The organism is Curtobacterium sp. MCSS17_011 (assembly GCF_003224275.1).
In the GTDB taxonomy this organism is placed as follows: domain Bacteria; phylum Actinomycetota; class Actinomycetes; order Actinomycetales; family Microbacteriaceae; genus Curtobacterium.
In genome coordinates, this window is the sequence record NZ_QKLE01000002.1 from 165,001 (window position 1) to 187,024 (window position 22,024).

The 22,024-nt window shown below is 70.7% G+C and carries 18 protein-coding genes; 7 read left to right on the top strand and 11 right to left on the bottom strand.

The annotated features are described in order from the left end of the window. Window positions 1–39 precede the first annotated feature (39 nt). The 3 genes from tig to DEJ17_RS02195 all read left to right on the top strand — a co-directional run bounded on the left by tig (window position 40) and on the right by DEJ17_RS02195 (window position 2,833). Window positions 40–1,347, top strand: a complete 1,308-nt coding sequence (gene tig, locus DEJ17_RS02185) for a trigger factor (RefSeq protein WP_027464695.1) — start codon at window positions 40–42, stop codon at window positions 1,345–1,347. 170 nt (window positions 1,348–1,517) lie between these two features. Further along, on the top strand, window positions 1,518–2,147 hold the full coding sequence (locus DEJ17_RS02190) for an ATP-dependent Clp protease proteolytic subunit (protein WP_035807635.1): 630 nt from the start codon (window positions 1,518–1,520) through the stop codon (window positions 2,145–2,147). Between the two features lie 26 nt (window positions 2,148–2,173). After that, window positions 2,174–2,833 (top strand): ATP-dependent Clp protease proteolytic subunit, encoded by a 660-nt coding sequence (locus DEJ17_RS02195; RefSeq protein WP_027464696.1) that lies wholly within the window; start codon window positions 2,174–2,176, stop codon window positions 2,831–2,833. A gap of 71 nt (window positions 2,834–2,904) precedes the next feature. Here DEJ17_RS02195 and DEJ17_RS02200 read toward each other — a convergent pair whose 3' ends face one another. After that, window positions 2,905–3,519, bottom strand: a complete 615-nt coding sequence (locus DEJ17_RS02200; protein ID WP_181420994.1) for a copper resistance CopC family protein — start codon at window positions 3,517–3,519, stop codon at window positions 2,905–2,907. A gap of 50 nt (window positions 3,520–3,569) precedes the next feature. Continuing rightward, entirely contained in the window at window positions 3,570–4,298 is a 729-nt protein-coding gene (locus DEJ17_RS02205) for a YcnI family protein (protein WP_181420995.1), read from the bottom strand. A 236-nt stretch (window positions 4,299–4,534) separates the two neighbouring features. Between DEJ17_RS02205 and clpX the strand changes: the two genes are divergently transcribed. Beyond that, window positions 4,535–5,815: an ATP-dependent Clp protease ATP-binding subunit ClpX gene (gene clpX / locus DEJ17_RS02210; protein ID WP_017886000.1), complete on the top strand. Its 1,281-nt coding sequence runs from the start codon at window positions 4,535–4,537 to the stop codon at window positions 5,813–5,815. 104 nt (window positions 5,816–5,919) lie between these two features. On the opposite strand, the gene DEJ17_RS02215 is transcribed toward clpX, so the two are convergent. Beyond that, the gene (locus DEJ17_RS02215; protein ID WP_110891864.1) at window positions 5,920–7,944 is read right to left on the bottom strand and encodes a M3 family metallopeptidase; all 2,025 of its coding nucleotides are present in this window, start codon (window positions 7,942–7,944) and stop codon (window positions 5,920–5,922) included. 225 nt (window positions 7,945–8,169) lie between these two features. Continuing rightward, entirely contained in the window at window positions 8,170–8,751 is a 582-nt protein-coding gene (locus DEJ17_RS02220; protein ID WP_110891865.1) for a TetR/AcrR family transcriptional regulator, read from the bottom strand. A 122-nt stretch (window positions 8,752–8,873) separates the two neighbouring features. Between DEJ17_RS02220 and DEJ17_RS02225 the strand changes: the two genes are divergently transcribed. Beyond that, window positions 8,874–9,713, top strand: a complete 840-nt coding sequence (locus tag DEJ17_RS02225) for an alpha/beta fold hydrolase (protein ID WP_110891866.1) — start codon at window positions 8,874–8,876, stop codon at window positions 9,711–9,713. A gap of 150 nt (window positions 9,714–9,863) precedes the next feature. On the opposite strand, the gene DEJ17_RS02230 is transcribed toward DEJ17_RS02225, so the two are convergent. Together DEJ17_RS02230 and valS are read right to left on the bottom strand one after the other, a co-directional pair. Then, complete coding sequence (locus tag DEJ17_RS02230) at window positions 9,864–10,115, bottom strand: hypothetical protein (RefSeq protein ID WP_181420996.1); 252 nt, start codon at window positions 10,113–10,115, stop codon at window positions 9,864–9,866. A gap of 93 nt (window positions 10,116–10,208) precedes the next feature. Next, window positions 10,209–12,806: a valine--tRNA ligase gene (gene valS, locus DEJ17_RS02235; protein ID WP_258366615.1), complete on the bottom strand. Its 2,598-nt coding sequence runs from the start codon at window positions 12,804–12,806 to the stop codon at window positions 10,209–10,211. Between the two features lie 289 nt (window positions 12,807–13,095). Here valS and proP point away from each other — a divergent pair, with 289 nt between their 5' ends. Continuing rightward, window positions 13,096–14,661, top strand: coding sequence for a glycine betaine/L-proline transporter ProP (gene proP, locus DEJ17_RS02240; RefSeq protein ID WP_258366616.1), 1,566 nt, complete (start codon window positions 13,096–13,098; stop codon window positions 14,659–14,661). A 148-nt stretch (window positions 14,662–14,809) separates the two neighbouring features. Here proP and DEJ17_RS02245 read toward each other — a convergent pair whose 3' ends face one another. The 4 genes from DEJ17_RS02245 to DEJ17_RS02260 are packed head-to-tail and all read right to left on the bottom strand — an operon-like array spanning window position 14,810 to window position 19,987. Beyond that, window positions 14,810–16,474 (bottom strand): ABC transporter ATP-binding protein, encoded by a 1,665-nt coding sequence (locus DEJ17_RS02245; protein WP_110891868.1) that lies wholly within the window; start codon window positions 16,472–16,474, stop codon window positions 14,810–14,812. Then, entirely contained in the window at window positions 16,471–17,370 is a 900-nt protein-coding gene (locus tag DEJ17_RS02250) for an ABC transporter permease (RefSeq protein WP_110891869.1), read from the bottom strand. Before DEJ17_RS02250 ends, DEJ17_RS02245 begins: the two co-directional genes overlap by 4 nt. Then, window positions 17,367–18,362, bottom strand: coding sequence for an ABC transporter permease (locus DEJ17_RS02255; RefSeq protein WP_110891870.1), 996 nt, complete (start codon window positions 18,360–18,362; stop codon window positions 17,367–17,369). The genes DEJ17_RS02250 and DEJ17_RS02255 overlap by 4 nt, the downstream gene beginning before the upstream one ends. A gap of 5 nt (window positions 18,363–18,367) precedes the next feature. After that, entirely contained in the window at window positions 18,368–19,987 is a 1,620-nt protein-coding gene (locus DEJ17_RS02260) for an ABC transporter substrate-binding protein (RefSeq protein ID WP_110891871.1), read from the bottom strand. Window positions 19,988–20,019: 32 nt separating this feature from the next. On the opposite strand from DEJ17_RS02260, the gene DEJ17_RS02265 reads away from it, so the two are divergent. Then, the gene (locus DEJ17_RS02265; RefSeq protein WP_110891872.1) at window positions 20,020–20,619 is read left to right on the top strand and encodes a TetR family transcriptional regulator; all 600 of its coding nucleotides are present in this window, start codon (window positions 20,020–20,022) and stop codon (window positions 20,617–20,619) included. 342 nt (window positions 20,620–20,961) lie between these two features. On the opposite strand, the gene DEJ17_RS02270 is transcribed toward DEJ17_RS02265, so the two are convergent. Then, entirely contained in the window at window positions 20,962–21,984 is a 1,023-nt protein-coding gene (locus tag DEJ17_RS02270) for a cation diffusion facilitator family transporter (protein WP_110891873.1), read from the bottom strand. Window positions 21,985–22,024: the final 40 nt, after the last annotated feature.

The window sequence follows — 22,024 nt, forward strand, 5'->3', positions numbered from 1 at the left end:
CACCGACCACACGAACGTCAACCAACAGGAGAACATCCCTTGGCCACCAGCACCGTCGACAAGGTGAGCGACACCCGCGTCAAGCTCACCGTGAACGTGACGCCGGACGATCTCAAGCCGAGCATCGACCACGCCTACAAGCACATCGCCGAGCAGATCAACATCCCCGGCTTCCGCAAGGGCAAGGTCCCGCCGGCGATCGTCGACCAGCGCGTCGGCCGCGGCGAGGTCCTGAACCACGCCGTCGGTGACGCCATCGACAACTTCTACCGCCAGGCGGTCGAGGAGCAGGAGCTGCGCATCCTCGGCCGTGCCGAGGCCGACGTCGCCGAGCTGCCGAACGTCGCGGACTTCACCGGCGACCTCGTCCTCACCTTCGAGGTCGACGTCCGCCCCGAGTTCGACCTGCCGGACTACTCCTCGTACGAACTCACCGTCGACGCCGTCGAGGTGTCGGACGACGAGATCGAAGAGGAACTGCAGAACCTCCGCACCCGCTTCGGCACGCTCGTGACGGTCGACCGTCCGGCGAAGACCGGCGACTTCGCGCAGATCGACCTCACCGCCAGCATCGGCGACGACGAGGTCGACTCGGCCACCGGCGTCTCCTACGAGATCGGCTCCGGCGACCTGCTCGAGGGCATCGACGAGGCGCTCGAGTCCCTGACCGCCGGTGAGTCGACGACCTTCGAGTCGAAGCTCGTCGGTGGCGACCGCGAGGGCGAGACCGCTCAGATCGCCGTCACCGTCACCGCCGTCAAGGAGCGCGAGCTCCCCGAGGCCGACGACGAGTTCGCCCAGATCGCCAGCCAGTTCGACACCATCGACGAGCTCAAGGCGGACCTCAAGGAGCAGATCGCGAAGTCCAAGACCTTCGGTCAGGGCGCCGCGGCTCGCGACAAGCTCGTCGAGAAGCTCACCGAGGACGTCAACATCCCGATCTCGGAGCAGCTCATCGCGGACGAGGTGCACCGTCACCTCGAGCAGGAGAACCGCCTCGAGGACGAGGAGCACCGCAAGGAGGTCTCCGAGTCCAGCGAGACCGCCTTCCGCTCGCAGATCCTCCTCGACGCGATCGCCGAGAAGGAAGAGATCCAGGTCTCGCAGGAGGAACTGACCCAGTACCTCATCCAGGCCGCCGCGCAGTACGGCATGGAGCCGGCCGAGTTCATCAAGGTCATCGACCAGAACGGCCAGATCCCCGGCATGGTCGGCGAGGTCGCCCGTTCGAAGGCGGTCGCGACCGTCCTGTCGAAGGTGACCGTCAAGGACACCAACGGCGACGCCGTCGACCTGTCCGCCTTCACGGCGGGCGTCGCGCAGGAGCCGGCAGGGGACGCCGAGTAACGATCTCGACGCCACCAGCACGACCCGACGGGAGGCACGGTGCCAGCTGGCACCGTGCCTCCCGTCTCGTGTTTTCCGCACCACCGCATTGCTGTCGGCGAACAGACGAGAACTGGTGCGTTGCACCCGATAAGTTCGACAACAAGCGACAACTGAACGGGAGCTTTTCCATGGCCGAAGCAACACTGAACCCCAGTGTTTTTGACCGCCTTCTGAGAGACCGGATCGTGTGGCTCGGCTCCGAGGTCCGCGACGACAACTCGAACGAGATCGCAGCCAAGCTGCTGCTGCTCGCCGCCGAGGACCCTGAGAAGGACATCTACCTCTACATCAACTCGCCCGGTGGTTCGATCACCGCCGGCATGGCGATCTACGACACGATGCAGTTCGTCCCGAACGACATCGTCACCGTGGGCATCGGCCTCGCCGCGTCGATGGGACAGTTCCTGCTGTCCTCCGGCACGCCCGGCAAGCGCTACATCACGCCGAACGCGCGCGTGCTGCTCCACCAGCCGTCCGGTGGCTTCGGCGGGACCGCGGCCGACATCCAGACGCAGGCCAAGGTCATCCTCGACATGAAGCAGCGCATGGCGGAGCTCACGGCCGAGCAGACCGGCAAGTCGGTCGAGCAGATCCTCAAGGACAACGACCGCGACAACTGGTTCACGGCGCAGGAAGCGCTCGAGTACGGCTTCGTCGACCACCTCCGCGCCTCGAGTGCCGAGGTCATCGGCGGTGGTGGCACCGTCGGCGACGGCGAGACGCCCACCAGCGCAGCCGAGCCCGACGCCCAGTCCTGATCACCACCGAAGAAAAGGAAACGAGAATGCATCTCCCCATGCTCGGTGGCGCGCAGAACGTCCCGGCTCCGTCCAATCGGTACATCCTGCCGAGCTTCGAAGAGCGCACGGCCTACGGCTACAAGCGCCAGGACCCGTACGCCAAGCTCTTCGAGGACCGCATCGTGTTCCTCGGCGTGCAGGTCGACGACGCGTCGGCTGACGACGTCATGGCCCAGCTGCTCGTGCTCGAGTCGATGGACCCCGACCGCGACATCGTGATGTACATCAACTCGCCCGGTGGCTCGTTCACCGCGATGACGGCGATCTACGACACGATGCAGTACATCCGTCCGCAGATCCAGACGGTCTGCCTCGGCCAGGCTGCCTCGGCCGCGTCGGTGCTCCTCGCCGGTGGTACCCCCGGCAAGCGGCTCGCGCTGCCGAACGCCCGTGTGCTGATCCACCAGCCCGCGACCCAGCAGGGTGGCGGTCAGGCGTCCGACATCGAGATCCAGGCGGCGGAGATCCTCCGCATGCGCACCTGGCTCGAGGAGACGCTGTCGAAGCACTCCAACAAGACGCCGGAGGAGATCAACCACGACATCGAGCGCGACAAGATCATGTCCGCGCAGGAAGCCGTGGAGTACGGCCTGATCGACCAGGTCCTCACCAGCCGCAAGAACCTGCCGGCGCTCGTCAAGTAGCACCAGCAGGAACGACGAAGGCCCCGCACCGAACGGTGCGGGGCCTTCGTCGTTCAGCCGCGCTGGTCTGCTCAGGCGTCGGCGTCGGCGTCGTCGGACTCCGGGGCCGGTTTGCGGCGCAGGAGCAGCAGCACCGCGACGACCACACCGACGAGCACGACGCCACCGGCGCCGATCCAGATCGCGTCGGACGCCGCCGAGTCGCTCGACCCCGAGGCGGTGCCGGTGGTGGTGTCCGACCCGTCGTCGTCGTCACCAGCGGTGGGGCAGGTCGGGGGCTTCGCCGCGCCCGAGGCCGGGGTGAAGCCCGACGGTGCCTTCCACGTGAAGGGGTACTCGTCGGACACGGTGTGCCCGTCGGCGGAGACGATCTGCCACTCGACGGTGTACCCGCCCGAGTCGCCGAGTGCGGCGGTCGTGGTCATCGACGGCCCCTCGACGTCGACGCAGCCGTCCTCGTAGTACCTGCCGTCGGGGCCGACGATCCGGAACGCGAAGCCCGACCCCGAGTCGCCGATGTCGAGCAGCTTGTCGTTCGTCGTGATGTCGAACGTCTTCGGCAGCTCGGTCAGGGTGCCGCCGACCTCCGGGTCGGACGAGATCAGGTAGTTGTGCGCGCTGGCCGGACCGGCGAGCCCGAGGACCGCGCCACCGGCGATCGCGACGGCCGCGGCGGTCCCGGCCACGAGCCTCCGGGCAGAGGACCGTGGCCGGGGCCGGCGCGAGCCGCGCTGCGTCACTTGGCGGAGCTCCGACGACGCGTGCCGGCGACGGCGACGACCAGGGCGACGGCGCCGAGCACCAGGCCGCCGAGGCCGAGGAACCGACCGACCAGGTCGGGGTCGCTCGAGGCGGTCGTGCCGGCGGCCTCGGCCGTCGGGGTCGCGGCGATCGGGTCACCGTCGTCGTCCGTCGCCTCGGCTGCGGTCAGCGTGATCGAGGGTGCCGGGTGCTCGGGCTCGGCTTCGCCGGCCTGCTGCTCCTGGTTCCACTCGACGCTGCCCTTCTCGCAGGTCTGGATCGCGGGGAACTCGACGAGGTCACCGGCCTTGCCGTCCGGCAGGGAGAACGAGAGGGCGAAGGTGTCGCGCTCGTCGGCGGGCAGGGGGGTCTTCGCGGTGTACGTGACGCTGGTGACGCGCTCGGCGGCCGTCTCGGCGTGGTCCTCGTCCGATGCCGAGGCCGAGGGGTCGGTGTAGGGCTCGGTCGCCTTCCTGATCTTCCAGTTCGGGTTCACGGTGGGCGTGACCTCGATGACGGACTCCGGCACCTGGAACTGGATCTTCGTCGTGGGGGAGCCGTCGCAGCCGTGCGGGACCGAGAAGGTCGCCGTGGTGTACGAGTTCGCTGCGGTCGACGTGGCCGTGGCGGACACGTGTGCGCTGGCCGCCGTGGCGCTGCCGAGGACGATGACGGCTGCGACACCGAGGGTGACGGCGCCGCCGGCGGCGAGACGCTTCTGCATGGGGTTCCTTCCGGGGTGGTTCTGCACCTGCTGTTCTACAAGATGTAGAGAGGACCGGATCACCGTAGCAGGCTCGCACGCCCTGGGCGAACGCGCGGGCGGATTCCGGAGGGGCATCGCGGTCGGTGTCACCGGTTGCGGTTAGGCTCGTGTCCACGACGAGGTGCCCACCAGCAGCGGTGCACCAGCGGTGGTGCGACAGCGCGGCCGGCATGTCCAATCAGGGAGGCACGGGAATGGCACGCATCGGAGAGAGCGGCGATCTCCTCAAGTGCTCGTTCTGCGGCAAGAGCCAGAAGCAGGTCCAGCAGCTCATCGCCGGACCAGGCGTCTACATCTGCGACGAGTGCGTCGAGCTCTGCAACGAGATCATCGAGGAACGTCTGGCCGAAGCCGGCGAGGACACCTCGAGCGGGGACTTCGAACTGCCCAAGCCGCGGGAGATCTTCGACTTCCTGCAGGAGTACGTCATCGGGCAGGACCCGGCGAAGCGCGCCCTCGCCGTGGCCGTCTACAACCACTACAAGCGCATCCGGGCGCAGGGGCAGATCACCGCCGCCGAAGACCGCGACGACATCGAGATCGCCAAGTCGAACATCCTGCTCATCGGCCCGACCGGCTGCGGCAAGACGTACCTGGCGCAGACGCTGGCCAAGCGACTCAACGTGCCGTTCGCCGTCGCGGACGCCACTGCCCTGACCGAGGCCGGCTACGTCGGCGAGGACGTCGAGAACATCCTCCTCAAGCTCATCCAGGCCGCCGACTACGACGTGAAGCGTGCCGAGACCGGCATCATCTACATCGACGAGGTCGACAAGATCGCCCGCAAGGCCGAGAACCCGTCGATCACCCGCGACGTTTCCGGTGAAGGCGTGCAGCAGGCGCTGCTCAAGATCCTCGAAGGCACGGTCGCCTCGGTCCCGCCGCAGGGCGGCCGCAAGCACCCGCACCAGGAGTTCATCCAGATCGACACGACGAACGTGCTGTTCATCGTGGCCGGTGCGTTCGCCGGGCTCGAGGACATCGTGTCCTCGCGCGTCGGCAAGCGCGGGATCGGCTTCGGGGCCCCGCTGCACAGCGCGACCGACCACCAGGACCTGTACTCCGAGGTGCTGCCGGAAGACCTGCACAAGTTCGGTCTCATCCCCGAGTTCATCGGTCGTCTGCCCGTCGTCACCACGGTGTCGCAGCTCGACCAGGCAGCGCTCATGCAGATCCTCACCGAACCGAAGAACGCGCTGGTCAAGCAGTACCAGCGGATGTTCCAGATCGACGGCGTCGAGCTCGAGTTCGACCAGGGTGCGCTCGAGGCCATCGCGGACCTCGCGGTGCTCCGCCAGACGGGTGCCCGGGGGCTCCGCGCGATCCTCGAAGAGGTCCTCGGCCCGGTGATGTTCGACGTCCCGTCCGACGATGACGTGGCCCGGGTGGTGATCACCCGCGAGTCCGTGCTCGAGAACGCGGCGCCGACGATCGTGCCGCGGCCGCGGGCAAAGCGCGTCGAGAAGTCGGCGTAGCGCGCCGCCCCTTCGTCGTCCACAACAGACACGACCAGAACGACAGAACACCTCGAGATCTCGAGGTGTTCTGTCGTTTTGGTCGTGTCTTGCCGAGGCGCCGCCTACTCCAGCCCGCGGCGCCGCAGCAGCGGGCCGACCTCGGCGTCGCGGCCGCGGAAGTCCCGGTACGCCTCCAGCGGGTCCTTCGCCCCGCCGACCCCGAGCAGCCGCTCGGCGAACCGCTTGCCGGCCGCGCGGTCCAGCCCGCCGTTGTCGCGGAACCACTCCACCGTGTCGGCATCGAGCACCTCGGACCAGATGTACCCGTAGTACCCGGCGTCGTACCCGCCCGAGAACGTGTGCGCGAAGTACGTCGACGAGTACCGCGGCGGCACGGCCTCGACCGCGATGCCGGCGGACTCCAACGCCGAACGCTCGAAGTCCTCGACGGAGGTCACCGCCGCGGCGTCGGCCGCTGACAGCCGGTGCCAGGCCTGGTCGAGCAGCGCTGCGGCGAGGTACTCGGTGGTGCCGAAGCCCTCGTTGAACCCCTCGGACTCGCTGAGCCCCAGGACGAGCTCGGGCGGCAGGGGCGCGCCGGTCTCGTGGTGCTTCGCGTAGTTCGCCAGCACGGACGGCCACGACAGCCACATCTCGTTCACCTGGCTCGGGAACTCGACGAAGTCCCGCTCGACGTTCGTGCCGGAGAACCGCGGGTAGGTGGTGCGGGCGATGAGGCCGTGCAGGGCGTGCCCGAACTCGTGGAAGAGGGTCTCGACCTCGTCCTGGATGAGCAGGGTGGGGGAGCCGGCGGACGGCTTCGCGACGTTGAGGTTGTTGACCACGACGGGCAGGGTGCCGAGCAGCTCGGACTGCTCGACGACCGGGTTCATCCACGCGCCGCCGCGCTTGCCGTCGCGCGTGTAGAGGTCGAGCAGGTACAGCCCCACGGGCTCGCCCTCGTCGCCGGTGACCTCGAAGACCCGCACCTCGTCGTTGTAGCCGTGCAGGTCCGGGCGCTCGGTGAACGTCAGGCCGTACAGGGCGCCGGCGGCGTGGAAGACGCCGTCGTGCAGGACCCGGTCGGCCTCGAAGTACGGGCGGAGCGCGGTGCTGTCCGCCGCGAACTGCTCGCCACGCAGGATCTCGGTGGCGTACGCCCAGTCCCACGACTCTATGTCGAACCCGACCGTGCGCGACCGGACCGCGCGCTCGTCGTCGGCGTTCCGTGCCGCGGCGCCGACGAGCGAGGACAGCAGCCCGTCGACGGCCTCGGGGGTCTTCGCCGTCTCGTCGGCGGTGACCACGGCCGCGTGGTTCGGGAACCCGAGCAGCTCGGCGCGCTCGGCCCGCAGCCGGACGATGCGCAGCAGCACCTCGCGATTGTCGTACTGGTTGCCGCGACGACCGCGGGCGAGCGAGGCGCGCATGATCCGCTCGCGCAGGTCGCGGTTCGCCAGCGACGACAGCCACGGGTGTCCGGTGTACAGGGGCAGGGTGATGAGCCAGCCGTCCAGGCCCCGGTCGGCAGCAGCGGCGGCCGCGGCGGACTTCGCACCGTCGTCGAGCCCCTCGAGCTCGTCCTCGCTGGTCACGTGCACGGCGGAGTCGTTCGTGTCCTCGAGCAGGTTCCGCTCGAAGGTCGTCGTGAGGGTCGAGAGTTCCTGGTTGATCGCGGTCAGACGCTCCTTGCCCGCGTCGTCGAGCCCGGCACCCGCCAGGGTCATCTCGGCGTGGGTCCGCTCGACCAGGCGGAGTGCCTCGCCGGTCAGTCCGGCGGCCTCGGCACCGTCGAGCACCTCCTGCACGCGGGCGTACAGGCGGGAGTCGAGCGTGATCGCGTCGCGGTGGGCGGCGAGGAGCGGGGAGACCTCGGCCTCGAGGTCGTGCAACTCCGGGGTCGAGTCGGCCGACGACAGCGTGAAGAACACGTGGCTGACGCGGGTCAGCAGCTGCCCGGATCGCTCGAGTGCGACCAGGGTGTTCTCGACCGTCGGGGCGTGCGGGTCGGTGGCGATGGCCTCGACCTCGGCGCGCTGCTCGGCCATGCCGGCCTCGAACGCCGGTCGGTAGTGCTCGAGTCGCACGTCGCCGAAGGGCGGCAGGGCGTAGGGGAGGGTGCTCGGGACGTCGAACGGGGTTGCCATCTGCCCACCCTATGCACGGGTGCTGGAGTGCGTTCCTTCCCATGACGCCCGGACTGGGAAGCGAATTCGGGCGTACCTGGTCGAAACAACCCACCCGGTACGCCCGGAACCACCAGGTACGCCCGGAACGGCCAGGCACGCGCACCCGCGCCGGCGCGACCAACGAGCGGACGGGAGGCCCGTGGCGGTCTCGCCACGGGCCTCCCGTCCGCCCTGGGTCGCGTGTCAGCGCATCGCGGCGTCGATCAGGGTGACCGCGGCACGACGCGCGTGCGCGGCGGGCGCCGTGGTGCCGGCGATGGCGGCGGTGGTCTGCGCGCCCTCCGCGAGGAGTGCGAGCTGCGCCGCGAGCTCCTCGGCGTGCTCGGGGTCGGTGACGACCTCGGCGGTGAGCCCCTGCACGAACCGCTGGAACGAGTCCTTGTGCTTCCGCGCGATCTCGGCGACTGCGGGCGAGGTCGCGCCGAGCTCGCCGAAGGCGTTGATGAACCCGCAGCCGCGGAACGTGTCGTCGCCGAACCACGTCTCGAGGAAGTCGTAGACCGCGAGCAGCTTGTCGCGCGGGCTGGCAGCGGCCTCGACCGCGCCGTGCACGCCCTGCTCCCACATGTCGTGGCGGCCGGCGAGCACCGCGGCGATGAGCTGCTCCTTGCCGGGGAACGCCGCGTACAGCTTCTTGAGGGAGACCCCCGCGCCCGTGCGGATCTCGTCCATCCCCACGGACTGGATCCCGCGCGTGTAGAACAGCTGGTCGGCGACCTCGACGATGTGCGCTCGGACGTCCGGCTCGACAGTGCTGGTGGCCATGTGTGTACCCCGTTCCCTGAGTGTTCACCGTTCTCGACTTGCGGCGGGAACGGGCGTTCTCTACTGTAGTCCACATCGGCGGAGAACGATCGTTCTCCGCGATACTCAGGGAAGGAACGATCATGGGTGCCATCACCGTCGGAACCGAGAACAGCGTCGACATCGAACTCCACTACGAGGACAAGGGCCAGGGTCAGCCGATCGTGCTGATCCACGGCTTCCCCCTCGACGGCAACTCGTGGGAGGGGCAGGTCCCGATGCTCCTCGAGGCCGGATACCGCGTCATCACGTACGACCGCCGTGGCTTCGGCCAGTCCTCGCAGCCGTCCACCGGCTACGACTACGACACCTTCGCCGACGATCTGCACACGGTCCTCGAGATGCTCGACCTGCGCGACGTGATCCTCGTCGGCTTCTCGATGGGCACCGGCGAGATCGCCCGCTACATCGGCCGCCACGGTGAGGACCGGATCGCGAAGGTCGCGTTCCTCGCCTCCCTCGAGCCGTTCCTCGCCATCACCGACGACAACCCCGACGGCGCCGGCCCGATGTCGTTCTTCGAGGGAATCGCCGCCGACGTGGCGAAGGACCGCTACGCGTACTTCACGAGCTTCTACCAGGACTTCTTCAACCTGTCGGAGAACCTCGGCTCCCGCATCTCCGAGGAGCAGGTCCGCAACGCCTGGAACATCGCGGCCGGCTCCGGCTCGATCGCGTCCGCTGCAGCACCCCTGACCTGGCCGACCGACTTCCGCCAGGACATCCCGAAGGTCACCGTCCCCGCCCTGATCGTGCACGGCACGGCGGACAACATCCTGCCCATCGACGCCACCGGCCGACGCTTCACCCAGGCCCTGCCCGCGGCGGAGTACGTCGAGATCGAGGGCGCCCCGCACGGCCTGCTCACCACGCACACCGCCGAGGTGAACGAGGTCCTGCGCACCTGGCTCGCCGAGTCCTGATCCCTCGGCGATCACGCGGGCGCTCCCCGGAGGGGGCGTCCGCATCGTGAGCAGAAATGGTCGGGTCCCCACCGGGGACCCGACCATTTCTGCAGACCAAGGGGGACGCGCAGCGCGCCGCGCAGCGCGCCGCGCGCCGCGTCGCGCGCGCTAGTCCTCTTCGCCCGCGTCGTCGGGGTTCGTCACCTGGGCGTGCCCGAGCGCGTCGAGGTGGATCGAGGTGCCGTCGTCGAGCTCGACGATCGGCTTGCTCTCGAGGAAGGTCAGGGTCCAGCCCCACGTCGCCGTGTCGACGGACTCCGCCGCGAGCTCGTCCTCGACCTCGCGCACGGCGACGACCATCGCCTCGGGCAGTCGCGCAGGCGGCTCCCCACCCACGTTCCAGCGTGTGCCCAACTGCATCCGTGCCTCCAGTCCGTTCGTTTCGTGAGCAGGAACGGTCGGGTCCGCCTGACGGACCCGACCATTCCTGCTCACCATGCGTCGTGCGCGAGCCTACGACGCGGGCTGCTCCGCGAGCTCGATCTCGGTGACCGCGAGCTCGTCGCCGTCGACGAACGACAGGTTCTCGATCCGCCCCACGGCCGCCAGGTCCACCGCTGCGCGCTCGATGAGCACCCGCGTCTCGGCCGGCGCCGCGACGACCGCACGCGTCACGGGTGTCTTCTGGGACGCCTTCGCCGCCGTCTTCGCGCCGCGGATGCCGATGAGCGCCTGTCCGACGGCCGCGAGCAGCCCGGTGGGGGCCGCGTCGGTGGGCAGGTCGGCCGCGGTCGGCCAGGAGGCCCGGTGCACGCTGGTGTCGTGGGTCCAGGCCCACACCTCTTCCGTCGCGTACGGGAGGAACGGTGCCAGCAGTCGGAGCAGCACGTCGATGGCGCCGCGCAGCGCCAGGACCGCACTCGCCTGCGTCTCGTGGGTCGCGTCGGACGCGGTGCCGTAGGCGCGTTCCTTCACGAGCTCCAGGTAGTCGTCGCAGAACGTCCAGAAGAAGCGCTCGGTGATCTCGAGGGCACGGGCGTGGTCGAAGCCGTCGAACGCCGCGGTGGCCTGCTCGACGACCGCGCCGAGCTCGGCGAGCATGTCGACGTCGAGTGCCTCGGTGACGCTCGTGGCACCCTCGGGCAACGGGAAGCCGTAGACGAACTTCGCCGCGTTGAGCACCTTGATCGCCAGACGGCGGCCGACCTTGATCTGCTTCGGGTTCTGCGGGTCGAACGCCGCGTCGGTGCCGAGCTTGGACGAGGCCGCCCAGTAGCGGACCGCGTCGGCGCCGTGCTGCTCGAGGATCGACAGCGGCGTGACGACGTTGCCCTTCGACTTCGACATCTTCTTGCGGTCGGGGTCGACGATGAAGCCGGAGATCGAGGCGTGCTTCCACGGGACCACGTCGGCCTCGAGCTGGCTGCGGAGCACGGTGGTGAACAGCCAGGTGCGGATGATGTCCTGCGCCTGGGGGCGGACGTCGTACGGGTACACCAGGTCGTAGAGCGCCGGGTCGGTCTCCCACTTGCCCGCGAGCTGCGGGGTCAGCGACGAGGTGGCCCACGTGTCCATGACGTCGAGCTCGCCCTGGAACCCACCGGGCACGCCTCGCTGGTCCTCGGTGAAGCCGGGGGCGGGCTCGGAGGCCGGGTCGACGGGCAGCTGCGCCTCGGCCGGGACGATCGGCTGGTCGAACACCGGGTTGCCGTCGGCGTCGAGCGGGTACCAGACCGGCAGCGGCACGCCGAAGAAGCGCTGGCGCGAGATGAGCCAGTCGCCGGACAGTCCACCGACCCAGTTGTCGTAGCGGACGCGCATGAAGTCCGGGTGGAACGCGATCTCCTCGCCGCGCTGGCGGAGCGTGCTCTTCAGCTGCTCGTCGCGCGCACCGTTGACGATGTACCACTGGCGGGTCGACACGATCTCGAGGGGCTTATCGCCCTTCTCGAAGAACTTCACCGGGTGCTGGATCGTCTTGACGTCACCGATCAGCTCGCCGGACTCGGTCAGCGCGTCGACGACGACCTTCTTGGCCGAGAACACGGTCTTGCCGGCCATCTCGGCGTAGAGCTCCTGGCCCGTCGCCGACTCGATCCAGGCGGGCTCGTCCGAACGCACGCGGCCGTCGAAGCCGATGATCGCGCGGTTCGGCAGCTGCAGCTCGCGCCACCACACCACGTCGGTGGTGTCACCGAAGGTGCAGACCATCGCGATGCCGGCGCCCTTGTCCTTCTGCGCCAGGTGGTGTGCGAGCACCGGGACCTCGACGTCGAACAGGGGGGAGCGGACCGTGGTGCCGAAGAGGTCCTGGAACCGCTCGTCGTCCGGGTGCGCCACCAGGGCGACACAGGCGGGCAGGAGCTCGGGGCGGGTGGTCTGGATGACGACGTCGTCGCCGCCGTCGGTGCGGTGGAAGGCGATGCCGTGGTACGCGCCGGGCATCTCCTTGTCCTCGAGCTCGGCCTGGGCGACCGCGGTGCGGAACGTGACGTCCCACAGGGTCGGGGCGTCGGCCTGGTAGGCCTCGCCGCGCTCGAGGTTGCGCAGGAACGCGCGCTGGGCGCTGGCCCGCGAGGTGTCGTCGATGGTGCGGTACGACTGGGTCCAGTCGACCGACAGGGCGAGCGTGCGGAAGAGCTCCTCGAACTGCTGCTCGTCCTGCACGGTCAGGCGCTCGCACAGCTCGATGAAGTTGCGGCGGGACACGGGCAGCTGGTCGGCGGCCTTCGAGGACTTGCCGTCACCACCCTCGAACGGCGGCGTGAAGTCGGGATCGTACGGCAGGGTGGGGTCGCAGCGGACGCCGTAGTAGTTCTGCACCCGGCGCTCGGTCGGCAGGCCGTTGTCGTCCCAGCCCATCGGGTAGAAGACGTGCTTGCCGCGCATCCGCTCGAACCGGGCCTTGAGGTCGGTGTGCGTGTACGAGAACACGTGCCCGATGTGCAGCGAGCCGGAGGCGGTGGGCGGCGGGGTGTCGATCGACCAGACGGCGTCACGGTGACCGGCGGCCTCGCGGTCGAAGCGGTAGGTGCCGTCCTGTTCCCAGACGGGCCCCCAGACCTGCTCCAGTCCGTCGACGCTCGGCTTCTCGGGCATGGGTTTGGTCATGGTGCACCTTCCGTCCGTGTGTGCGGCACCGAGTCCGTGATGAGGTGCCTGAGTGTGCCGCGCCTGACGCGCGGTGCCCCCAATCGTAGCGGCCGCGCACGCGCGCGCAGCCCCGGACGACCGGCCGCTCGCGGCCATCACCGATCGGCGCGTAGCACACCGAACTGTCGGACACGCCCGGAGCCTGCTAGTCTTCCGGGGTTTGTCCGGCGAGCGCAGGGTTCGCAGGAGCTGCAACGTCGCCGTCCGCCGGACGCCCGAAGGAAGCACCGCACCCCGGAGGAACGACTTGGCACCGAACAACGCACCCCACCCGCACGGCGATCGGCCGTTGCGCACGAAGGGCGCCGCGAAGCGCGCTCGTCGCGATCTCACGAAGGACGACGTCACCGTCGTCGAGGAGTCGCTGCTCAAGCGTGCCGTCGCGGCTGCCGCGCTCGGCAACGCCATGGAGTGGTTCGACTTCGGCATCTTCGCGTACCTGACGGTCACGATCTCGCAGGTGTTCCTGCCGCAGGGCGACCCGGCCGCGAACATCGTCGCGACGTTCGGCTTCTTCGCCGCCGCGTTCATCGTGCGCCCGATCGGCGGTGCCGTGTTCGGCCCGATCGGCGACAAGATCGGCCGCCAGAAGGTCCTCGCGCTGACGATGATCCTGATGGCCGCCGGCACGCTCATGATCGGCCTGATCCCGTCGTACGACTCGATCGGTTTCTGGGCCCCGGTCCTGCTGCTCGTCGCCCGCTTCGTGCAGGGCTTCTCGACCGGTGGTGAGTACGGCGGCGCCGCGACCTTCATCGCCGAGTACTCGCCGGACAAGCGCCGCGGGTTCATGGGCTCCTGGCTCGAGTTCGGCACCCTCGCCGGCTACGTGCTCGGCGCCTCGATCGTCACCGGCCTGCAGTTCGGCCTGTCCGAGGACGCCCTGCTCAGCTGGGGCTGGCGCATCCCGTTCATCATCGCGGGCCCCCTCGGCCTGATCGGCCTCTACCTGCGCCTCAAGCTCGAGGAGACCCCGGCCTTCCAGAAGCAGCAGGAGCAGGCCGCCGAGCGCGAGGGCCAGAAGACCCCGTTCCTCAAGCTCTTCGCCGAGAACTGGCGCTCGCTCGTCATCTGCATCGGCCTGGTCCTGGTCTTCAACGTGACCGACTACATGCTGCTGTCGTACATGCCGACCTACCTGGAGCAGAACCTCGGCCAGAACGCCACGTTCGGCCTGATCCTCATCGTCATCGTGATGCTGCTCATGATGGTCGTCATCACCTTCGGTGGCCGACTGTCCGACAGGTTCGGGCGCCGTCCCGTGCTCGCCGCCGGCTGCATCGGCTTCATCCTGCTGTCCTGGCCGGCCCTCAAGCTGGTCCAGACGGGCACCGGCGTCGGCGTCTTCGCCGGGCTGCTGATCCTCGGCGTCGTGCTGGTCACGTTCACCTCGACCATGCCCTCGACGCTGCCCGCGCTGTTCCCGACGATCATCCGCTACGGCGCCCTCGCGATCGCGTTCAACGTGTCGGTGTCGCTCTTCGGCGGGACCACCCCGCTCGCGACCGCTGCGCTCATCAACGCCGCGAAGGACGCCGGGTACGGCTGGGCCGAGGACATCCCCGCGTTCTACCTGATGCTCGCCGCCGTGATCGGCCTGGTCGCGGTGTACTTCACCAAGGAGACCGCCGCGTCCCCGCTGATGGGCTCCGGCCCGACGGTCGGCTCCGAGGACGAGATCGCCGGCGTCATCGACGACTACAACGACCCGACGTCGGAGCTCGCGCAGTCCGACTGGGCGAAGGACTTCTCGACGAGCGAGATCCCGATCATCTCGGCCGACGCCGCCCAGAAGGAGCCGTCCGGCTCCTGACCACGGGCCGCCCCGCGGCAGACCCGGCCTGGAGGCACGGCGCACGTTCCGTCACGGAACGCGCGCCGTGCCTCCAGTCGGTTCCGGGCCCCGGTGACGTCACGCGCCCAGCGACAGTCCACGGGCGTGAGCCCGCGTGGACTGTCGCTCAGCCCGTGAGGTCGGTGGCGGGCCCGTCGGCTGCGGGGCCCGCTGCCAGCCGCTCGGCGGCGTGCAGCAGTCGCGCAGTCACCGGGTGGGCCGGATGGGCGAAGACCTCGGCGGCGGGGCCGTGCTCGACGATCGCGCCCCGGTGCACGACGAGCACCTCGTCGGCCATCCGCCGGACCGCCCGGAGGTCGTGCGACACGAACACCATCGCCACCCCGGTGTCGTCGCGGAGCCGTTCGAGCAGCCGCAGCACGGCGTCCTGCACGGTGGCGTCGAGGGCGGTCACCGGCTCGTCGAGCACGATCACCTCGGGGTCGGTCGCCAGCGCACGGGCGATCGCGAGCCGCTGTCGTTGTCCGCCCGACAGTGTGCGGGGGGAGCGGGACCGGAGCGCCGGGTCGAGGCCGACCTGCCGGAGTGCGGCGTCCACCCGGTGGCCGAGTGCACCGTGCGCCCGACGTTCGTCCCCGCGAGAGAGTGCGTCCGCGAGGACCCGCTCCACGCTCCACCGTTCGTCGAACGTCGCGCCGGGGTCCTGCACGACGGCCGCGACCCGGTGCCGTCGGGGGCGTCGTTCGCGCTCGGGCAGCGGGACCCAGGGCTCGTCGTCGAGGGTGACCGTGCCGGCGTCGGGCGTCTCGAGCCCGAGGAGCATCCGCGCCAGCGTCGTCTTGCCCGAGCCCGAGGCGCCGATCACCCCGAGCACCCGGCCACGTTCGAGCGCGAACGACACGTCGTCGACCGCGAGCAGCCCGCCGTACCCCCGCGAGAGCCCGTTCGCCGCGAGCACGCCGCCCCTCGCACCGTGCGAGGTCGGCGCGCAGGGAACGGCAGCGGGCGACGCAGCAGCGGACGACGCAGCAGCGGACGACGCTGCAGCAGGCGCCGCCGCAGCACCCGCCGCACGCACGAGCGCGCGGGTCGCGGGGTGCGCCGTCGCCGCGAAGACCTCGGCGACCGCGCCCTGCTCGACGATCCGGCCCTCGTGCACGACGGCGACCCGGTCGGCCCACCCGGCGACGAGCCCCAGGTCGTGCGTGATGACGAGCAGTCCGGCGCCCCGTGTCTGCGCCGCCCGCAGCTGCTCCATCACGGTGACCGCGACCCCGGCGTCGAGTGCCGTCGTCGGCTCGTCGGCGACCAGCAGTGCGGGGGACCCGACGGCGGCCGCGGCGATGAGGGCACGCTGTCGCATCCCGCCCGACAGTGTTCCGGCGAGCCGGCCGTCGGTCGCGATGTCCGGGTCGAGGCCCACCGCGGTCAGGGCGTCGCGCACGGCGTCCACGCGCTCGGCCGCACGCATCTCGGTGTGCAGGCGGAGGCTGTCGGCGACCTCGCGCCCGACGGGACGCAACGGGTCCAACGCGCCCAGGGCCTCCTGGCCGACGTAGCCGACCCGCGATCCCCGCAGCCGACGCCAGCGCCGGTCCGGGTACCCGCGGACGTCGACGTCGACGCCGTCGACCTCGAAGACGTCGGCGCGCACGGTGGCACCGGGCGCGGACAGGCCGAGCACGGCACGGGCGGTGACGGTCTTGCCGGAGCCGGAGGCGCCGACCAGGGCCACGCACTCGCCGGCGTCGACCCGCAGGTCGACACCGTGCACGATCGGGGTCCCGCCGATGGCGACGGTGAGCCCACGGACGTCGAGGACGGCGCTCACCGCGCGGCCCCGGTCCGTCGGATCGCCCGACCGAGCACGGTGACGGCGGTCGCGAGGACCACGATCGCGAGTCCGGGGAAGGTGCTCATCCACGGCGCGGTCTGCAGGTAGGTGCGACCGTCCGCGAGCATCGCGCCCCACTCCGGTGCGGGCGGGGGCGTGCCGACACCGAGGTAGCTGAGCGCCGAGGCCCACACGACCGCCTGCCCGACCCCGAGGGTGGCGACGGCGACGACCGGCCAGAGCGCCGTCGGCAGCACGTGCCGGACGACGGTGCGGGCGGGGGAGCGGCCGAGCAGCACCGCCGTCTCGACCACCTGCGAACTCCGGGCGGCCCGGACCAGACCGCGCACGATCCGGGCGTAGCCGGGAGCGGTCGCGAAGCCGACCGCGAGCACCGCCGGCACCGGACCCGGACCGGTCACGGCGATGACGACCAGGGCGACGAGCAGCAGCGGCAGGGCGAACGCGACCTCGGTGGCGCGGCCGATGACGGCGTCGAGCAGGCGTCCGAGTCGTCCGGCCCCGGCGCCGAGCCCGGCGACGACGCCGAGCAGGACGCCCGCCCCGCCGCCGATCAGGGTCGCGGCGACGCCGACGACGAGCGATGCCCGGGTCCCCGCGACCACCCGTGCCAGGACGTCGCGTCCGGACTCGTCCGTGCCGAACGGGTGCGCGCCGCTCGGCGGAGTCAGGGCGTCGGCGGGGTGCACCGCGAGCGGGTCCCCGCCACCCAGCAGGGCGGGCCAGGCCGCCGCGACGACGGCGACCAGGACGACCAGCCCCGCGGCGATGCCGCCGGCGCCGAGCGTCCCCCCACGGACGCGCTCGGTGCCGGCGGCGGTCTGGTGGCCGGGTGCTCCGGTCTGGAGGCCCGGGTCGGCGATCCCGCTCACCGCGCGCCCGCCGGACGGCCGGGTCCACGGCGGCGCGCGTTGCCAGGGCGGGAGGTCGCGTTCCGTGCGTTGCCACGTGGGTCGACGGCACGCTCGACGAGGTCGGCGACGGCCAGTACGACGACGTACGCGGCCGCCGACACCATCGCGATGCCGGCGACGAGCGGCATGTCCCGCTGGGTGACGGCGGTGACCAGGGCGCGGCCGATCCCGGGCAGGGCGAACACGGACTCGACGACCACGGCTCCGGAGACGAGCGACCCGAAGGCCCAGGCGGACAGCGCGATCCCGGGCAGGGCGGCGTGCCGGAGCAGGTGCCGCCCGAACAGCCCGAGGCGCGTCTCGCCCCGGCCCCGGGCGGCCAGGGCGAAGGCCGAGCGCTGTGCGTCCACCACGCCGTCGCGCACGGTCTCGGCCAGGTACCCGGCGACCGGCACGGCCACGGTCAGCACCGGGAGCACCCAGCCGCGCGCGGTGCCGTCGCTGACCGCCGGCACCCACCCCAGGGACGTGGCGAACACCACGATGAGCACGCTGCCGAGCCAGAAGTGCGGCATCACGCTCGCGGTGACGCTCAGGGCGCTCGTGAGCACGGCGGCGACCCGGCCGCGCTGCGTCGAGGCCCAGGCCGCGACGATCGCCAGCACCCAGGCGACGACGAGACCGGCGACCGCGAGCGTCAGCGTGACGGGCAGCTGCTGGGCGAGGAGCGTCGCGACCGGGGTGCGGAACGCGTACGAGTCCCCGAGCGCTCCGGTGGCCAGGCGTCCGAGGAACACCGCGTACTGCACCAGGACCGGTCGATCGAGGCCGTACTCGTGGCGGACCTGGGCGACGGCCTCGGCCGAGGCCTGCGAGCCCGGTCCGCCGAGGATCGCGAGCGCCGGGTCACCGGGGATGAGCCGGATCGCGACGAAGACGATCGTCGCGACGGCCCAGAGCACGCCGATGCCCCCGGCGAGCCGCCGGACGGCCCACCCGACCCATCGCATCCGGGTCAGCGGTCGATCCAGGCGGTGCCGAACCACGGCGTCGAGACCGGGGTCGTCTGGATGCCGTGCACGGCCGAGCGCACCAGGAAGTGGTTCTGCTGGTCGTAGAGGGGGAGCACGGTGTCGCTCGCCAGGATGGACTGCTGCGCCTGCTCGTACAGGTCGGCGCGCTCGTCGGCGTCCGAGGTGCCGGCGGCCTGCTCGAGCAGCCGGTCGAGCGCGGGGTCGTCGAGCTGGGCGAGGTTCGCGAAGTAGCCGGACGGCGCCGGCTCGATGCTCGCGCTGTCGTACAGGATCCGCAGGACGTCGGGGCCGACCTTCGTGTACGGGGCGCTGACGACGTCGTACTCGTTCGCGGCGAGGGCGGCGTACCAGCTGGACAAGTCGAGTTCGTCGAGCACGACCTTGAACCCGACGGCCTTCTCGGACGCCTGGATCTGCTGGAACAGGCTGCGCTCGGCCGGCACCGACTGGTTCGTCGAGACGGGGAAGGTCACGGTGAGCTGCTGACCGTCCTTCTCGCGGATGCCGTCGGACCCGACCTTCCACCCGGCGTCGTCGAGGAGCTGCTTCGCCTTGGTGGGGGAGTGGTCGAACCGGCTCTTCTCGGAGTACGCGAGCGGCTCAGCGCTCGAGAGCACCGAGTACGAGCGCTTCGCGGTGCCGAGGAACAGCGACTGCAGGCCGGGGTCGATCTCGGCACCGGCGATGAAGGCCTGGCGCACCGCCTCGTCGCGGAACACCCCGTGACCGGAGTTCAGCTCGAGCCGGTTCGAGGCGCCGGGGCGCGGGGCGTCGAGGTCGCGGATCGCGCCCTTCGACGACGCCACCTTGAGCTGGTCGGGCTGGGCGTTGTCGATCACGTCGACCTGGCCCGACTGCAGCGCGGCGTAGCGCGAGGTCGAGTCCGGCAGGAACCGCCACGTGATGCCGGACAGGCGCGGCTTCGTCGTCCCCCAGTAGTCGCTGTTCTTCGTCAGGGTCACGCGGTCGCCATGCTTCCAGCCGGTGACCTCGAAGGGGCCGGTTCCGACGGGGGACTCGCAGTTCGTCGCCTGCTTCCGCTCGAGCGCCTTCGGGGACTCCATGCCCACCCAGGGCTGCGAGAAAGACTCGAGCAGCGCGCTGTCCGGCCGGCTCAGCGTCAGCGTGACGGTGTGCTCGTCGGTGGCGGTCGCCTTCGAGATGGACTGCAGCGCCAGGTAGCCGGTGCTCGAGGCGGTGGCCGGGTCCTGCACGTGCTCGATGTTCGCCACGACCGCAGCGGCGTCGAACGGGGTGCCGTCCGTGAAGGTGACGTCGTCACGCAGGGTGAACGTCAGGGTCTTCCCGTCGTCGCTCGTGGTCCACTTCGTCGCGAGTTCCGGCGTGGGCTCGCCGTCCTCGAGCCCGACGAGTTCCTCGATGTACTGCGTCGCCAGGAGTGCCTGCGGGTAGTTGCCGCCGACGTGGGGGTCGAGGCAGGTCGGCTCGGCGTCGCCGGAGGCGTAGGTGAGCGTGCCGCCCGCGACGGGCGTGCTGCTCCCGGTGCTCGTGCCCGGTCCGCTGCAGGCAGCCAGGGTGAGCAGGATCGCCGAGGCGCCCGCGACTGCGGCGAGGGTTTTCTGTACTGAGTCCAAGATCATGGCTGATCGAGTCTAGCGGTTTACTGGGGCCCATGGACGAACCGATCCGCCGCGGTGGCCGACCCCGACGATCGAGCGCCGAGGTGCTCGCGGACGCCGCCGCCGAGCTCTTCCTCGAGCAGGGGTACGGACGCACCACGGTCGACCAGATCGCCGCCCGCGCCGGGGTCAGCCGCGCGACGTTCTTCAACTACTTCCCGGCGAAGGCCGACGTGATGTGGCTCGAGCTCGACGCCGCCGTCGCCGGCCTGCCCGGGTACCTCGCGGCGTCGACCGAGCCGAGCGTCGTCCGGGCCGTCGAGCAGGCGCTCCTCGCCGCAGCCCGTGCCCACGACCCCGAGCGGGTTCCGTGGGCCGTCGCGCAGGCCGAGGTGATGGGCATCGGGCCCGAGCTGGTGGCGGGCGTCGCGGTCCGGGTGACGGCGCAGCACGAGGCCGTCGCCGCCTTCGTCGCGAGCCGCACGGGGGAGCAGCCGAGGTCACTCTGGCCGCAGACGGTGTCCGGCGCGGTGCTCGGGGCCGCCGCCGCTGCGTTCGGGGTGTGGGTCACCGACGGGGTCGGCCGCCGTGCGCTCGTCGAGTACGTCGCGGCGGCGCTCACCCCGGTCGTCGCGGGCCTCGACGCCCGCTGACGCCGTCGTCTTTGCGTGACACCGCCTCGCCGGCGAGACGCCGCCGAATCCGGCGGCGTCTCGAGCACGTGGCGGCGTCTTGCTGACACGCCGGCGTCACCGCGCCGCGTGCGGGGCGGTGGACGTGACGGGCGGCGGACGGGAGGCCCGTGGCGGCCTTGCACCGCGCCTCCCGTCCGCCGCTCGGTCGCCCACGGAACACGCCGTCGTCTTCGCATGACGCCGCATCGATGGCGAGACGCCGCTGAATCCGGCGGCGTCTCGAGCACGTGGCGGCGTCAGACGAACACGCCGGCGTCTTGCGACACGAACCCCGCCGCCGGCCACCCACCCAGTCGACGCTCACTCCGTACGCAGGGTCCCCGCACCGCCGGACGCCACGTCCGAAGCCGTGCCGTCCCGCACGACCTCGGGCACGTCACCGTCGGTCGGCACCAGCGACTCGTCGCCCGGGTAGCTCAGGGTGAGGACGGCCTCCTCGATGTACGGGCTGTCCTCGAGCGACTTCTCCACCTCGCGCAACCGCACCGCGACGTGCTCCTCGGTCTCGTTGCCGGTCAGGTCGACGGCCGCGACGAGGTACACCCGCGACGGCCCCACGAACTCCAGGTGCAGGTAGGTGACCCGCTCGACCTGCGACCGGCCGAGCAGCTCGACGAGCACCGCGTTCTCGAGCTCCGGCGACGTGCTCTCGCCGAGCAGGAACCGCCGGTTGCGGTCGATCAGGACGATGGCGACGACCCCGAGCAGCACGCCGATCGCGATGGAACCGAGCGCGTCGAAGACCGCCAGCCCGGTGACCTGGTGCAGGAACACCCCGAGGAACGCCACCACCAGGCCGATCAGCGCCGCCGCGTCCTCGGCGAACACCGCACGGAGCGTCGGGTTCGACGACTGCAGCACGTGCCGCAGCACCGGCACCTTCCGCTTGGTCGCAGCACCGTGCGCCTGCCGGTACGCCTGCAGGAAGCTCGTGCCCTCCAGCAGGAACGCGAGCCCGAGCACGACGTAGTTGAGCACGACGTCCTCGGCCGGTCCGGTGTCCCCGAACTCCGAGATGCCGTGGTAGATCGAGACGATCGCCCCGGCGGTGAACAGGCCGAACGCGGCGAACATCGACCAGATGTACGTCTCGCGCCCGTACCCGAGCGGGTGCGCGGTGTCCCGCTTCTTGCCGCCCCGTCGTTCGGCGACGAGCAGGAACACCTCGTTGCCGGTGTCCGCCCACGAGTGCGCCGCCTCGGCCACCATGGAGGCCGAACCCGACACGAGCGAGGCGATCGTCTTCGCGATCGCGACGAGCAGGTTCGCCCCGAAGGCGATCAGGACGGTGACGAGTGACTCGGGGCGTTCTTCTGCGGGCATCACTCAAGCATGCTCCCGTCCGGTAAAGTCGTGTTCCAAG

Coding starts and splice junctions, on each gene's coding strand:
- DEJ17_RS02205 (WP_181420995.1), bottom strand. CDS start 4,298: ATGCAGAAGCGTCTCGCCGCCGGCGGCGCCGTCACCCTCGGTGTCGCA.
- DEJ17_RS02220 (WP_110891865.1), bottom strand. CDS start 8,751: ATGGCCACCAGCACTGTCGAGCCGGACGTCCGAGCGCACATCGTCGAG.
- valS (WP_258366615.1), bottom strand. CDS start 12,806: ATGACCAAACCCATGCCCGAGAAGCCGAGCGTCGACGGACTGGAGCAG.
- DEJ17_RS02260 (WP_110891871.1), bottom strand. CDS start 19,987: ATGATCTTGGACTCAGTACAGAAAACCCTCGCCGCAGTCGCGGGCGCC.
- DEJ17_RS02215 (WP_110891864.1), bottom strand. CDS start 7,944: ATGGCAACCCCGTTCGACGTCCCGAGCACCCTCCCCTACGCCCTGCCG.
- DEJ17_RS02225 (WP_110891866.1), top strand. CDS start 8,874: ATGGGTGCCATCACCGTCGGAACCGAGAACAGCGTCGACATCGAACTC.
- clpX (WP_017886000.1), top strand. CDS start 4,535: ATGGCACGCATCGGAGAGAGCGGCGATCTCCTCAAGTGCTCGTTCTGC.
- DEJ17_RS02195 (WP_027464696.1), top strand. CDS start 2,174: ATGCATCTCCCCATGCTCGGTGGCGCGCAGAACGTCCCGGCTCCGTCC.
- DEJ17_RS02190 (WP_035807635.1), top strand. CDS start 1,518: ATGGCCGAAGCAACACTGAACCCCAGTGTTTTTGACCGCCTTCTGAGA.
- DEJ17_RS02265 (WP_110891872.1), top strand. CDS start 20,020: ATGGACGAACCGATCCGCCGCGGTGGCCGACCCCGACGATCGAGCGCC.
- DEJ17_RS02230 (WP_181420996.1), bottom strand. CDS start 10,115: ATGCAGTTGGGCACACGCTGGAACGTGGGTGGGGAGCCGCCTGCGCGA.
- DEJ17_RS02270 (WP_110891873.1), bottom strand. CDS start 21,984: ATGCCCGCAGAAGAACGCCCCGAGTCACTCGTCACCGTCCTGATCGCC.
- DEJ17_RS02255 (WP_110891870.1), bottom strand. CDS start 18,362: ATGCGATGGGTCGGGTGGGCCGTCCGGCGGCTCGCCGGGGGCATCGGC.